This is a genomic window from Streptomyces sp. NPDC001594, from assembly GCF_042893675.1.
Classification (GTDB): Bacteria; Actinomycetota; Actinomycetes; order Streptomycetales; family Streptomycetaceae; genus Streptomyces.
Genome location: NZ_JBIAVB010000016.1, coordinates 115,673 through 128,746, shown reverse-complemented (window position 1 = coordinate 128,746; position 13,074 = coordinate 115,673). Strand labels below are relative to the sequence as shown.

General features: G+C 74.4%; 13 protein-coding genes. 9 read left to right on the top strand and 4 right to left on the bottom strand.

The window, feature by feature from the left end:
* Positions 1–73: 73 nt before the first annotated feature.
* The 3 genes from coaBC to ACFY0O_RS28920 all read left to right on the top strand — a co-directional run bounded on the left by coaBC (position 74) and on the right by ACFY0O_RS28920 (position 4,931).
* Positions 74–1,300, top strand: a complete 1,227-nt coding sequence (gene coaBC, locus ACFY0O_RS28930) for a bifunctional phosphopantothenoylcysteine decarboxylase/phosphopantothenate--cysteine ligase CoaBC (RefSeq protein ID WP_388951891.1) — start codon at positions 74–76, stop codon at positions 1,298–1,300.
* A gap of 194 nt (positions 1,301–1,494) precedes the next feature.
* A complete protein-coding gene (metK, locus tag ACFY0O_RS28925) occupies positions 1,495–2,703 on the top strand; it encodes a methionine adenosyltransferase (RefSeq protein ID WP_388951889.1) in 1,209 nt (402 codons plus the stop codon).
* Positions 2,704–2,810: 107 nt separating this feature from the next.
* Positions 2,811–4,931, top strand: a complete 2,121-nt coding sequence (locus tag ACFY0O_RS28920) for a primosomal protein N' (RefSeq protein ID WP_388951886.1) — start codon at positions 2,811–2,813, stop codon at positions 4,929–4,931.
* Positions 4,932–5,076: 145 nt separating this feature from the next.
* On the opposite strand, the gene ACFY0O_RS28915 is transcribed toward ACFY0O_RS28920, so the two are convergent.
* Complete coding sequence (locus ACFY0O_RS28915; protein WP_388951883.1) at positions 5,077–5,601, bottom strand: hypothetical protein; 525 nt, start codon at positions 5,599–5,601, stop codon at positions 5,077–5,079.
* 248 nt (positions 5,602–5,849) lie between these two features.
* On the opposite strand from ACFY0O_RS28915, the gene fmt reads away from it, so the two are divergent.
* From fmt to ACFY0O_RS28885, 6 genes are all read left to right on the top strand, one after another.
* On the top strand, positions 5,850–6,794 hold the full coding sequence (gene fmt / locus ACFY0O_RS28910; protein WP_388951881.1) for a methionyl-tRNA formyltransferase: 945 nt from the start codon (positions 5,850–5,852) through the stop codon (positions 6,792–6,794).
* 157 nt (positions 6,795–6,951) lie between these two features.
* Positions 6,952–8,418 (top strand): RsmB/NOP family class I SAM-dependent RNA methyltransferase, encoded by a 1,467-nt coding sequence (locus tag ACFY0O_RS28905; protein WP_388951878.1) that lies wholly within the window; start codon positions 6,952–6,954, stop codon positions 8,416–8,418.
* A 289-nt stretch (positions 8,419–8,707) separates the two neighbouring features.
* Entirely contained in the window at positions 8,708–9,394 is a 687-nt protein-coding gene (rpe, locus tag ACFY0O_RS28900; RefSeq protein WP_388951876.1) for a ribulose-phosphate 3-epimerase, read from the top strand.
* Positions 9,395–9,532: 138 nt separating this feature from the next.
* Positions 9,533–10,549, top strand: coding sequence for a sugar-binding transcriptional regulator (locus ACFY0O_RS28895; RefSeq protein ID WP_388952040.1), 1,017 nt, complete (start codon positions 9,533–9,535; stop codon positions 10,547–10,549).
* Between the two features lie 80 nt (positions 10,550–10,629).
* Complete coding sequence (locus tag ACFY0O_RS28890; protein ID WP_388951873.1) at positions 10,630–11,070, top strand: ribonuclease domain-containing protein; 441 nt, start codon at positions 10,630–10,632, stop codon at positions 11,068–11,070.
* The gene (locus ACFY0O_RS28885) at positions 11,067–11,429 is read left to right on the top strand and encodes a barstar family protein (RefSeq protein WP_388951871.1); all 363 of its coding nucleotides are present in this window, start codon (positions 11,067–11,069) and stop codon (positions 11,427–11,429) included. Before ACFY0O_RS28890 ends, ACFY0O_RS28885 begins: the two co-directional genes overlap by 4 nt.
* Positions 11,430–11,651: 222 nt before the next feature.
* Here the strand turns inward: ACFY0O_RS28885 and ACFY0O_RS28880 are convergent, their stop codons facing one another.
* The 3 genes from ACFY0O_RS28880 to ACFY0O_RS28870 all read right to left on the bottom strand — a co-directional run bounded on the left by ACFY0O_RS28880 (position 11,652) and on the right by ACFY0O_RS28870 (position 13,022).
* Positions 11,652–12,128: a group II truncated hemoglobin gene (locus ACFY0O_RS28880; protein WP_388951868.1), complete on the bottom strand. Its 477-nt coding sequence runs from the start codon at positions 12,126–12,128 to the stop codon at positions 11,652–11,654.
* Complete coding sequence (locus ACFY0O_RS28875; RefSeq protein WP_388951866.1) at positions 12,125–12,454, bottom strand: putative quinol monooxygenase; 330 nt, start codon at positions 12,452–12,454, stop codon at positions 12,125–12,127. Before ACFY0O_RS28875 ends, ACFY0O_RS28880 begins: the two co-directional genes overlap by 4 nt.
* A gap of 76 nt (positions 12,455–12,530) precedes the next feature.
* Positions 12,531–13,022: a hypothetical protein gene (locus ACFY0O_RS28870; protein WP_358894521.1), complete on the bottom strand. Its 492-nt coding sequence runs from the start codon at positions 13,020–13,022 to the stop codon at positions 12,531–12,533.
* Positions 13,023–13,074 lie beyond the last annotated feature (52 nt).

Sequence of the window (13,074 nt, the reverse complement as noted above, 5' to 3'; positions counted from 1 at the left end):
CACAGGCCCGGCAGCACGGCTGCCGGGCCTGTGGTGTGTCATAGGTACGACGCAACCGATCACGGGAGAAGCAGTGGACAAGCCGAAGGTCGTGCTGGGAGTCAGCGGCGGCATCGCCGCCTACAAGGCGTGCGAGCTGCTGCGCCGGCTGACCGAGTCCGGGCACGAGGTGCGGGTGGTGCCCACGGCCGCCTCCCTGCACTTCGTCGGCGAGGCCACCTGGGCCGCGCTCTCCGGGAACCCGGCCTCCACCGAGGTGTGGGAGAGCGTGAACGAGGTGCCGCACGTGCGGATCGGCCAGAGCGCCGACCTCGTGGTCGTCGCCCCGGCCACCGCCGACATGCTGGCCAAGGCCGCCCACGGGCTGGCCGACGACCTCCTCACCAACACCCTGCTCACCGCCCGCTGCCCGGTGGTCTTCGCCCCGGCCATGCACACCGAGATGTGGGAGCACCCCGCCACCCAGGAGAACGTCGCCGCCCTGCGCCGCCGCGGCGCGGTGGTCATCGAGCCCGCCGTCGGGCGGCTGACCGGCAAGGACACCGGCAAGGGCCGGCTGCCCGACCCGGAGGAGATCTTCGAGGTCTGCCGGGCCGTCCTCGCCCGCGGCGGCGCCGCCCCCGACCTGGCCGGACGGCACGTGGTGATCAGCGCCGGCGGCACCCGCGAGCCGCTGGACCCCGTTCGCTTCCTCGGCAACCGCTCCTCCGGCAAGCAGGGCTACGCGCTGGCCCGCACCGCCGTTGCGCGCGGCGCCCGGGTCACCCTGGTGTCCGCCAACACCGCGCTGGCCGACCCCGCGGGGGCCGACGTCGTCCGGGTGGGCACGGCCCTCCAGCTGCGCGAGGCGGTGCTGGAGGCGGCGGCCGACGCCGACGCCGTGGTGATGGCCGCGGCCGTGGCCGACTTCCGGCCCGCCGTGTACGCCGACGGCAAGATCAAGAAGCAGGAGGGCCGCGACCCCGAACCGGTGGCGCTCGTGCGCAACCCCGACGTGCTCGCCGAGATCTCCGCCGAGCGGGCCCTGAAGGGTCAGGTCGTGGTCGGATTCGCCGCCGAGACGGACGACGTGCTCGACAACGGCCGCGCCAAGCTCCGCCGCAAGGGCTGCGACCTCCTCGTCGTCAATGAGGTCGGCGAGAGCAAGACCTTTGGATCCGAGGAGAACGAAGCCGTCATCCTGGCCTCCGATGGCGGAGAGGTACAGGTCCCCTATGGTCCGAAGGAAGTTCTGGCGGACGTCATTTGGGACCAGGTCGCGCCGCGCCTCGCGCCTCCGAGCGAGCTCCGACGCGCCTGAGCGATTCCCTTCTCGCCGGGAAATCCGTGGGTCAGAATGGAGTGCCGCAGGTCACACGGCTCCCATAAGGCGAGACGGGTGGTCCGGTGAACGGTGGCGACCGATAAACTGCATCTGGAACGTGATCGGGCGCAGCCCCCGGTATCGTTCCGCCAAATGATCAGCCAGCAGCCGCTGCAACCCCAGGGAGCATTGTGTCCCGTCGTCTGTTCACCTCGGAGTCCGTGACCGAGGGTCACCCCGACAAGATCGCTGACCAGATCAGCGACACGATCCTCGACGCCCTCCTCACCGAGGACCCGACCTCGCGCGTGGCCGTGGAGACCCTCATCACCACCGGCCTGGTGCACATCGCGGGCGAGGTGACGACGAAGGCGTACGCCCCGATCGCCCAGCTCGTCCGCGACAAGATCCTCGAGATCGGCTACGACTCCTCGAAGAAGGGCTTCGACGGCGCCTCCTGCGGCGTGTCGGTGTCCATCGGCGCCCAGTCCCCGGACATCGCCCAGGGTGTCGACACCGCCTACGAGACCCGCGTCGAGGGCGACGAGGACGAGCTCGACCGCCAGGGCGCCGGCGACCAGGGCCTGATGTTCGGCTACGCCTGCGACGAGACCCCCGAGCTGATGCCGCTGCCGATCCACCTCGCGCACCGGCTCTCGCGCCGCCTGTCCGAGGTCCGCAAGAACGGGACCATCCCGTACCTGCGCCCCGACGGCAAGACCCAGGTCACCATCGAGTACGACGGTGACAAGGCCGTGCGCCTGGACACGGTCGTCGTCTCCACGCAGCACGCGGCGGACATCGACCTGGACTCGCTGCTCGCTCCCGACATCCGCGAGTTCGTCGTCGAGCACGTGCTCGCGCAGCTCGTCGAGGACGGCATCAAGCTGGACACCGACGGCTACCGGCTGCTGGTCAACCCGACCGGCCGCTTCGAGATCGGCGGCCCGATGGGCGACGCCGGCCTGACCGGCCGCAAGATCATCATCGACACCTACGGCGGCATGGCCCGCCACGGCGGCGGCGCCTTCTCCGGCAAGGACCCGTCGAAGGTGGACCGCTCGGCCGCGTACGCGATGCGCTGGGTCGCCAAGAACGTCGTCGCCGCCGGCCTCGCGGCCCGCTGCGAGGTCCAGGTCGCGTACGCGATCGGCAAGGCCGAGCCCGTCGGCCTGTTCGTCGAGACCTTCGGCACCGCCAAGGTCGACGTCCAGAAGATCGAGGACGCGATCGGCGAGGTCTTCGACCTGCGTCCGGCCGCGATCATCCGCGACCTCGACCTGCTGCGCCCGATCTACGCCCAGACCGCCGCGTACGGCCACTTCGGCCGCGAGCTCCCCGACTTCACCTGGGAGCGCACCGACCGCGTCGACGCCCTGCGCGCCGCCGCCGGTCTGTAACCGGCACCCCGCTCCACACCTGATACCGCCCCGGACCCGCAGGTCCGGGGCGGTATCGCGTTGCGGCCCCCGGCCGACTGTCGGTTCCCCCTGGTAAGAATGCTGCTGTGAGCAGCGAGAACACACCCGACGCAGACGGCCCCGGCGGCCCGCCGCAGCAGCTCGCGCTCATCCGGGAGATGGTCGCCGAAGCGAAGGCCAAAGCCCCCAAGGCCAAGCCGCGCACCTGGCGCGGAGCCGCCCTCGCCGAGGAGCTGCCGGTGGCCCGCGTCCTCGTCAACAAGGGCGTCCTCCACCTCGACCGGCTCTTCGACTACGCCGTCCCCGCCGAACTCTCCGAAGCCGCCCGCCCCGGCGTCCGCGTCCGGGTCCGCTTCGGCGCGGGCGCCCACCGGGTGCACGGGGGCCGCCGCGAGGGTGGCGGCCTCATCGACGGCTTCATCGTCGAGCGGCGCGCCGAGTCCGACTACGAGGGGGCGCTGGCCGCCCTCGCCCAGGTCGTCTCGCCCGAGGTGGTCCTCGGCCCCCGCATGCTGGCCCTCACCCGCGCCGTCGCCGACCGGTACGCGGGCAGCCTGGCCGACGTCCTCCAGCTGGCCCTCCCCAAGCGCAACGCCCGCGCCGAGGCCAAACCCTCCCCGGCCCCGCTGCCCCCGCCCGCCGCGCCCGAGCCCGGCGGCTGGAGCCGCTACGGCGCCGGGCCCGCGTTCCTGCGCGCCCTGGCCGGCGGCGGTAGCCCCCGCGCGGTGTGGACCGCCCTGCCCGGCCCCGGCTGGGCCGACGAGCTGGCCCGGGCCATGGCCGCCACCCTCGCCTCCGGCCGCGGCGCCCTGGCCGTGGTCCCCGACGGGCGCACGGCAGCCCGGGTCGACGCCGCCCTCAAGGCCCTGCTGGGCGAGGGGCGGCACGCGCTGCTGACCGCCGACTCCGGGCCGGAGAAGCGCTACCGGGAGTGGCTCGCGGTCAACCGGGGCTCGGTGCGGGCCGTGGTCGGCACCCGGGCGGCGATGTTCGCTCCCGTCCGGGACCTCGGGCTGGTCGCGGTCTGGGACGACGGCGACTCCAGCCACGGCGACGACCACGCCCCCTTCCCGCACGTCCGCGAGGTCCTGGAGCTGCGCGCGGTCACCGACGGCTGCGCCTTCCTCGCCGGGGGCACCAGCTGCACCGTCGAGGCCGCCCAGCTGGTCGAGTCCGGCTGGGCCCGGCCGCTGACCGCCGACCGGGAGACGGTGCGCGCCGCCGCCCCCAGGATCCGTACCGTCGGCGACGAGCTGCTGGCCCGAGACGGGGCCGCCCGCGCGGCCCGGCTGCCGAGCCTGGCCTGGGAGACCGTCCGGGAGGGGCTGAAGAGCGGGCCCGTGCTGGTCCAGGTGCCGCGGCGGGGGTACGTGCCCCGGCTGGCGTGCGAGCGCTGCCGTACCCCGGCCCGCTGCAAGGTCTGCGCCGGGCCGCTGGAGGCGCCCGACGAGCGGGACCTGCACTGCGGCTGGTGCGGGCGGGGCGAGCCGGCCTGGCACTGCGAGGAGTGCGGGTCGTTCCGGCTGCGGGCCCAGGTGGTGGGCGCGCGGCGGACCGCGGAGGAGCTGGGCCGGGCCTTTCCGGCGGTGCCGGTGCGGACCTCGGGGCGCGACCACGTGCTGGACGAGGTGCCGGACCGGCCGGCGCTGGTGGTCTCCACCCCCGGCGCCGAACCGGTCGCGGCGGGCGCCGGGTACGCGGCCGCGCTGCTGCTGGACGGCTGGGCGATGCTGACCCGGCCCGACCTGCGGGCCGGGGAGGACGCGCTGCGGCGCTGGATCGCCGCCGCCTCGCTGGTCCGGGCGGACGGGCAGGTCGTGGTGGTGGCCGAGCCGACGCTGCGGCCGGTGCAGGCCCTGGTGCGGTGGGATCCCGTGGGGCACGCGGTGCGGGAGCTCGCGGAGCGGGCGCAGCTCGGGTTCCCGCCGGTGTCGCGGATGGCGGCGGTGGCGGGGCGGGGGGAGGCGGTGGAGGCTTTCCTGGAGGCCGCCGCGCTGCCGCCGGACGCCGAGGTGCTGGGGCCCGTCCCGCTGCCCGGGCGGCGGGGGGAGGCCTCGCCGGGGGAGCGGGCGCTGATCCGGGTGCCGCCGGGGAGCGGTGCGGCGTTGGCCGCGGCGCTGAAGTCCGCCCAGGCGGCGCGGATGGCGCGGGGCGTGCCGGTCGCCGACGCGGTCCGGGTACGGATCGACCCGCCGGACATCGGCTGAGGCCGTCCGGCGGTGCGGGTGCGTGCCGCTGCGCGGCGCTTGCTCCCCGCGCCCCTGGGGACAGCCCCGCGGGGCCGCCCGGCAGGGGGCGGCTCCGCGGGGCCGAGGCCGTCGGGGGTCGGCGTCCCGGCGGCGGGGGCCGGGGTCAGCCGTTGCGGGGGCCGGGGAAGGCCGACTGGCGGACGGCCGGGGCCGCGGCCGCCTGGGCGTCCTCGCGGACCGGCTGCGGCGGGACGGACCGGGCCGCCGGAATCGTCGGCAGCGGCCCCAGCGTCCGGGTGGTGCCGGCCTCGGCCACCGGCTCCGCGGCCTCGGCGGCCTGCGCCCGCCGCGCCCCGTACCGGCGGTGCACGGCCTGCTTGGTGACGCCGAGCGCCGATCCGACCGCGTCCCAGGAGAAGCCCAGGGAACGGTCGAAGTCCACCGCCGCGGTGACGAGCGTCTCGACGCTGTCCCGCAGCTCCTGCGCGAGGCGGACGGTGGGCGCGGGGGCCCTGCCGTAGACGACGAAGCCCGTGGAGGGCCCGGAGCGGCGCGGGCGGTACACGTTGCCGAGCTGGGCGGTGAGCGTACGCAGTGCGTCCACCTGCCGGCGAACCCGCTCGATGTCCCGCACCAGGAGGTGCAGGCTGGCCCGTGCTTGGGCGTCATGGGTGGCGTGGTCGGCCATGGAGAAGCCTCTCGAACCGGTGCTAAGAGCGGATCGGGCCGCAGACACCGTTCAGAATCGCGGCCCGTTTCGGTCAATCTCTCTTGACCAACGCGTCGACACGCCCCCAGGTCACGCCCTGGGGGCGTGTCGGCATATGCGAGAGGCGCGCGTGTGTGCGTACGCCCCCGATCCCGCAGGTGGGCCCGGGGGACCACGCCCCCTAGACTGGACCGCTGCTGACGCCGAGATAGCGAGGTAGGACCCCAGTGAAGCTCGTCTTCGCAGGCACCCCCGAGGTCGCCGTGCCCGCCCTGGACGCCCTGATCGCCTCCGGGCGGCACGAGGTCGCGGCCGTCGTCACCCGGCCCGACGCACCGGCCGGCCGCGGCCGGCGGCTGGTCGCCAGCCCGGTGGCCGAGCGTGCCGAGGAAGCGGGCATCGAGGTCCTCAAGCCGGTCCGCCCGCGCGACCCGGAGTTCCAGGAGCGGCTGCGCGAGATCGCCCCGGACTGCTGCCCCGTCGTCGCCTACGGCGCCCTGATCCCCAAGAGCGCCCTGGACATCCCCGTCCACGGCTGGGTCAACCTGCACTTCTCGCTGCTGCCCGCCTGGCGCGGCGCGGCGCCCGTCCAGCAGTCGATCATGGCCGGTGACCAGGTCACCGGCGCCTCCACCTTCCGCATCGAGGAGGGGCTCGACACCGGCCCGGTCTTCGGGGTCCTCACCGAGGACATCCGTCCCACCGACACCAGCGGCGACCTGCTGACCCGGCTCGCCTTCGCGGGCGCCGGGCTGCTGACCGCGACGATGGACGGCATCGAGGACGGCACCCTGCGCGCCGTCGAGCAGCCCGCCGACGGGGTCTCCCTCGCGCCGAAGATCACCGTAGAGGACGCGCGCGTCGACTGGAACGCCCCCGCGCTGCGCGCCGACCGGGTCGTGCGCGGCTGCACCCCGGCGCCGGGCGCCTGGACCGTCTTCCGCGGCGAGCGCCTCAAGCTGATCTCCGTCGGCCTGGTCCCCGACCGCACCGACCTCGCCCCGGGCGTCCTGGCCCCGGCCAAGAACAACGTGTACGTCGGCACCGGCTCGCACGCCGTCGAGCTGCTCTGGGTGCAGCCGCAGGGCAAGAAGCCGATGAAGGGCGCCGACTGGGCCCGCGGGGTGCGCATCGCTCCCGGCGAGCGCCTGGGCGGGACCGACGTAGGCTGATTCCATCCGCGCCCCGCCCGGCCCGGGCGCCCTCGTACGGGCCCGGCCACCACGGCGGGCCCCGCGGAACCCGCGGGACCCCTGCCGACCGGCAGGACCCGCGACCCCGTACATCCCGCAGCACCCTGGCACCTCGTACCTCCGGAGCACCTTCCACGTGAGCGAAAAGTCCCCGCAGTCCCGACGCAGCCCCGCCTCCGGCGGCCGGTCGGCCAAGCCCTACCGCCGGCCCCAGAAGGACCCCGTCCGGATGCTGGCCTTCGAGGCGCTGCGGGCGGTGGACGAGCGCGACGCGTACGCCAACCTCGTCCTGCCCCCGCTGCTCAAGAAGGCCCGCCAGGACGAGTCCTTCCAGGCCCGCGACGCGGCCCTGGCCACCGAGCTGGTCTACGGGACCCTGCGCCGCCAGGGCACGTACGACGCGATCATCTCCGCCTGCGTCGACCGGCCGCTGCGCGAGGTGGACCCGCCGGTCCTGGACGTGCTGTCCCTCGGCGCGCACCAGCTGCTGGGCACCCGCATCCCCACGCACGCGGCCGTCTCCGCGAGCGTGGAGCTGGCCCGGGTGGTGCTCGGCGACGGCCGGGCGAAGTTCGTCAACGCCGTCCTGCGCAAGATCGCCGCGCACGACCTCGACGGCTGGCTGGAGCGGGTCGCGCCGCCGTACGACGAGGACGCCGAGGAGCACCTCGCGGTCTACCACTCCCACCCCCGCTGGGTGGTCAGCGCCCTGTGGGACGCCCTGGGCGGCGGCCGCGCCGGGATCGAGGACCTGCTGGAGGCCGACAACGAGCGGCCCGAGGTCACCCTCGTCGCGCGGCCGGGCCGGTCCACGACCGAGGAGCTGGTGGAAGCGCTCGGCGAGGAGTCGGCGCTGCCGGGCCGCTGGTCCCCGTACGCCGTGCGGATGGCCGAGGGCGGCGAGCCGGGCGCGCTGGAGGCGGTCCGCGAGGGCCGCGCCGGTGTGCAGGACGAGGGCAGCCAGCTGGTGGCCATGGCCCTGGCGGCCGCTCCGGTCGAGGGCCGCGACGAGCGCTGGCTGGACGGCTGCGCGGGCCCGGGCGGCAAGGCGGCGCTGCTGGGCGCGCTGGCCGCGCAGCGGGGTGCCTTCCTGCTGGCCTCCGAGAAGCAGCCGCACCGGGCGCGCCTCGTGGAGCGGGCGCTGGCCGGCAACCCGGGCCCGTACCAGGTCATCGCCGCCGACGGCACCCGGCCGCCATGGCGCCCGGGCTCCTTCGACCGGGTGCTGATGGACGTGCCCTGCTCCGGTCTGGGCGCGCTCCGGCGCCGCCCCGAGGCCCGCTGGCGGCGCCGCCCGCAGGACCTGGAGGGCTTCGCCCCGCTCCAGCGCGCCCTGCTGCGCGAGGCCCTGTCCGCGGTGCGGGTCGGCGGCGTCGTGGGCTACGCCACCTGCTCCCCGCACCTGGCCGAGACCCGGGTCGTGGTGGAGGACGTCCTCAAGGGCCGCGGCGCGGGCAACTCCCCGGTGGCGGCCGAACTGATCGACGCCCGTCCGTACATGGAGGGCGTACCGGCCCTCGGGGACGGCCCGGACGTCCAGCTGTGGCCGCACCTCCACGGCACGGACGCGATGTACCTGGCCCTCCTGCGCCGCACCGCGTAGCGGCGCCCAGCCGACGGCGACGTGCTCGGCGCCCACGCACCAGACGCGCAGGGAGTCGACCAGGGCCGGGGGCCAGGCGGCCATGTCGAGGGCGGTGGCCCGCGCACCGCCCGCCGCGCACGGCGGACACCGGCGCCGGGCGGGCAGGTGTGTCCGTGGTCTTCCGTGGCCCCTTCCGACCGCGAAGGAGGGGTGGGTGCCGACGCCGGAATCACTTAAGCAGCGCTACGGAAACCGCGAGTTCCGGGGCCGTGGCCGGAAGTGGCCGAGGGCATGGCAGGCTTGGGGCATGGCCGTTCAGATCAATCCCAGCATCCTGTCCGCCGACTTCGCCCGTCTCGCCGAGGAGGCCAGGGCCGTCGAGGGGGCCGACTGGCTGCACGTCGACGTCATGGACAACCACTTCGTCCCGAACCTCACCCTCGGCGTGCCGATCGTGGAGTCCCTGAGCCGTGCCACGGACATCCCGCTCGACCTGCACCTGATGATCGAGGACCCCGACCGCTGGGCGCCGCAGTACGTGGAGGCGGGCGCCGGCTCGGTCACCTTCCACGCCGAGGCCGCGGCGGCCCCGGTGCGCCTCGCGCGCGAGATCCGCGCCCTGGGCGCCCGGGCGGCGATGGCGCTCAAGCCCGGCACCCCCATCGAGCAGTACGAGGACATCCTCCCCGAACTCGACATGGTGCTGATCATGACCGTCGAGCCGGGCTTCGGCGGCCAGTCCTTCCTCGACATCATGCTGCCCAAGGTCCGCCGGACCCGTGAGCTGATCGCCAAGCACGGACTGGACCTGTGGCTCCAGGTCGACGGCGGGGTGTCCGCCACCACCATCGAGCGGGTCGCCGAAGCCGGCGCCGACGTGTTCGTGGCCGGAAGCGCGGTCTACGGGGCGGTGGATCCGGCCGCCGCGGTGCGGACTCTGCGTGACCAGGCGGGTGCGGCGATCGCCGCGGCGCCGTGGGCCTGCGACCACTGAGCGAAGCGTTGGTGAACGGCTCGGTGAACGGATGTCGTCCAGGCTGATCAATGGCCGCCGGATCTGACAGGATGAACGGCGAGTCGAGAGTGTGAACACGACAGTGTGAACAGCAGTGAGGAGAGCGCGGTGTCTGCAATGTCGGCGGGACGGTCAGCCCTGCGGATGGGACCCGCGGAGCTGGTGCAGGCGGCGGCCATGGCGCGCCGCTTCTACCAGGAGGGCAAGTCCAAGATCCAGATCGCCGAGGAGTTCGGCGTGAGCCGCTTCAAGGTGGCCCGGGTCCTGGAGACCGCCCTCGAACGCGACCTCGTCCGCATCGAGATCCGGGTGCCGGCGGAACTGGACGCGGAGCGCTCCGACGCGCTCCGCGCCCGGTACGGGCTGCGGCACGCCGTCGTGGTCGAGTCCCCGGCCGACGCGAGCGAGGACGCGCCCGATCCGGAGAACCTCGGGGCGGTCGCGGCCGACCTGCTGGGCGAACTGGTCAACGAGGGCGACGTCCTCGGGCTGGCCTGGGGGCGGTCCACCATCCACATGGCCGCCTCCCTGCACCGGCTGCCCCCGTGCACGGTCGTCCAGCTGACCGGCGTGTACGACGCGGGGACGGCCGAGCGCGGCTCCGTGGAGGCCGTGCGCCGCGCCGCGCAGGTCTCCGGCGGGGACGCGCACCCCATCTACGCCCCGATGCTGCTGCCCGACCCGGCGACGGCGGCGGCGCTGCGCAACCAGACGGGGATCGCCCGGGCCTTCGAGTACTTCGACAAGGTCACCGTGGCGGCCGTGTCCATCGGCTCCTGGGAGCCGGGGATCTCGACCGTGCACGACATGCTCACGGACGAGGAGCGGGCGCACTACGCCTCCCTGGGCGTGGCGGCCGAGATGTCGGCCCACCTCTTCGACGCGGAGGGCCGCCGGGTCGGCCGGGACCTCGGCGAGCGGTGCATCACGGTCGAGGCCGACCGGCTGCGCCGGATCCCGGAGGTCGTGGCGATCGCGGGCGGGCTGCGCAAGGCCGCCGCGATCGGGGCGGTGCTCCGCTCCGGCCTCGTGACCAGCCTGGTGACGGACACGGCGGTGGCGGACTACCTGCTGACCGAGTCCGCCCCGGGGCTGCGGCCGGCGCTGGAGCGGGCCGACCCCGACGAGCTCTGACGGGCTCCGCCGCGCTGGAGGACCGGCCGGCTCCCGCACGGCGACTCGCCAAGAAAACGGATATTTGGCACGATCGGCGCATGATCTTTCGGAGCGTGCCCCGGTCGTTGCTGCGCACGCTGGGGGCCCTGTTCCTGTGCGTCGCGCTGGCGGCGGGCGCCACGGCCTGCGGCGGCGGGTCCGGGCCGACCGCGCCCGCCGGTACGGGCGCCAGTGCCGCCGCGGCGCCCTCCTGGGCGAAGGGGATGGCCACCGTACGGGCCGACGCGCTGCCCCCGCAGGCGCGCGAGGTGCTCGCGCTGATCGACAAGGGCGGACCCTACCCGTACCGGCAGGACGGGACCGTCTTCGGGAACTTCGAGAAGGCCCTGCCCCAGCGGAAGCGCGGCTACTACCACGAGTACACGGTCAGGACCCCCGGGGAGCGCGACCGCGGGGCCCGCCGGATCGTCACGGGCGGGGGCGGGGAGTTCTACTACACGGACGACCACTACGAGACCTTCAAGGCGGTGCTCCGATGACCCTCGACCCGCAGCCGCTCGCCCCCGCCCTGGCCGCCGCCGAGGAGGCCGGCTGGACGACCGTACGGCTGGACCTGGACGGGGTGCGGAGCAAGGCGGCCCTGATGCGGCGCTGCGCGGCGGCGCTGCGGGTGCCGGAGTGGTTCGGCGGCAACTGGGACGCGCTGGCCGACGCGCTGGTCGACCTGTCCTGGCTGCCGGAGGCCCCCGGGCGGCTGCTGGCGGTGACCTCCTGGCGCGGGTACGCCGCCGAGCGGGCCGAGGACTGGGAGACGCTCGGGGAGGTCCTGGAGGAGGCCGTGGACTTCTGGCGGGGGCAGCGGGGAGCGCCGCCGCTCACGGTGGTCCTGGCCGGCTAGGGCCTGTCCGGCGGATCAGGGTCGGACAGGCCGCGGTGTCCGGCGCGGTGCATCGCAAGGCGCCGGAGCGTCTCGATAGCGGAGCTATTGGGGCGTTTCGGCAACGCCGCGAGGCGCCGTGCCGGGCGCCGAGGCCCCGGCCATGATCCGCCGGACAGGCCCTAGGCCGGCCGCGCGGCGTGCGGCAGGCCCCGCGGCCTTCCGGGCCGCGGGGCTGCTCGTTCACTCGTCCTTCGCCTTCGGGATCCACGGCGGGGTCTGGCCCCAGGACCAGACCGGGACCTTGGCCGCGTCCACCGGCGGCGGGTTGGGGCCGGAGTAGATCAGGGCCATCCGGGTGCCCCACTCGATGTAGTAGACGAACACCGCCCGGAACTCGGGGTCCGTCGGGAGGCCGACCTCGTCGGCCGTGTCCAGCAGCAGGTCCACCCAGCGGCGGCGCTGCCGCTCGGTGATGCCGCGCCCCAGGTGCTTGGTGGCCATGTGCATGTGGCCGCCGTGGTGTGCCGAGTAGCCGGCCGGGCCGCCGAAGACCTCCGACAGCCAGACCGCGACGTGCCGCGGGTGCTCCGCGTCCATGCCCGCGAAGACCGGGGCCAGGATCTCGTCCCGCAGGGCGTGGCCGTAGAAGACGTCGGTGAGGCGGTTCATGGCCTCCGCGCCGCCCATCCACTCGTAGATCGTGGGCGTGGTGCTCATGACTGGCCGGCGGCCTTCCCCGGGCCGACCACGTCGGTGACGGTGTAGTGCTGCATCTCCTCGATGTTCGTCACGTAGGGGCGGATCGCCTGGAAGAACGCCGGGAAGTGCTCGCCCTTGCGGAAACCGTTGAGGTGGGCGTCGACCGAGGTCCAGCGGATCCGCAGGATGTAGCGCTCGGTGTCCTCGGTGTTGTGCGCCAGCTCGTAGTCGATGCACTCGGGCGAGGCCGCCAGGGCCTCGGCCGCGCGCGCGTACGCCTCCTCGAAGGCCTGCTGGTCCTGCGAGGCGATCCGGTAGCGGATGTACTCGACGGTGGTGGTCATGGTGTGCGTGCCTCTCCCTGGGATCAGGTCGTCCCGGATACTTTCCGGGATCATCAGTGCCCGGTGGGGATTTCCGTCACTCCGGCTGAGACTTCTGGATGTCGGGGCCCTGCGCGCGCACCTGGCGGACCTTGTCGAGGGACTCGCGGAGCTCCCGCAGCCACTCGTCGGTGTTCTCCCCGACCAGGCGCACGCACCAGGCCAGGGCGTCCGCCCGGCTGCGCGCCACCCCGCCGGCGACCAGCGTGTCGAGGACCTGGCGCTCGGACTGGCGCAGCCGGGTCATGACGGGGACCGCGAGGTGGGTGAAGAGCACGGTCTCCTCACCCGACTTCACGCCCCAGGCGACCTTGCGGCGGTAGAGCTCCTCGGCCTCGCGGGCCACCTCCATGCGCTGCTCGCGGGTGCGCTCGCGGAACTCCTTGACCGACTCGGACGCCGGGACGGCGCCGACGACGGTGATCTCCTCCCGGTCGACGGTGACCGAGACGAGGGACTCGTAGACGTCCACCGGCAGGCGCTCGGCGAACCACGCTCGGAGCTTCTCGCTCTGTTCGGCTGTAATCATGTAATCAACGTTGCGTCGGCTCTCCTCTTGATCGCAAGGGCCCGGGCGTTCG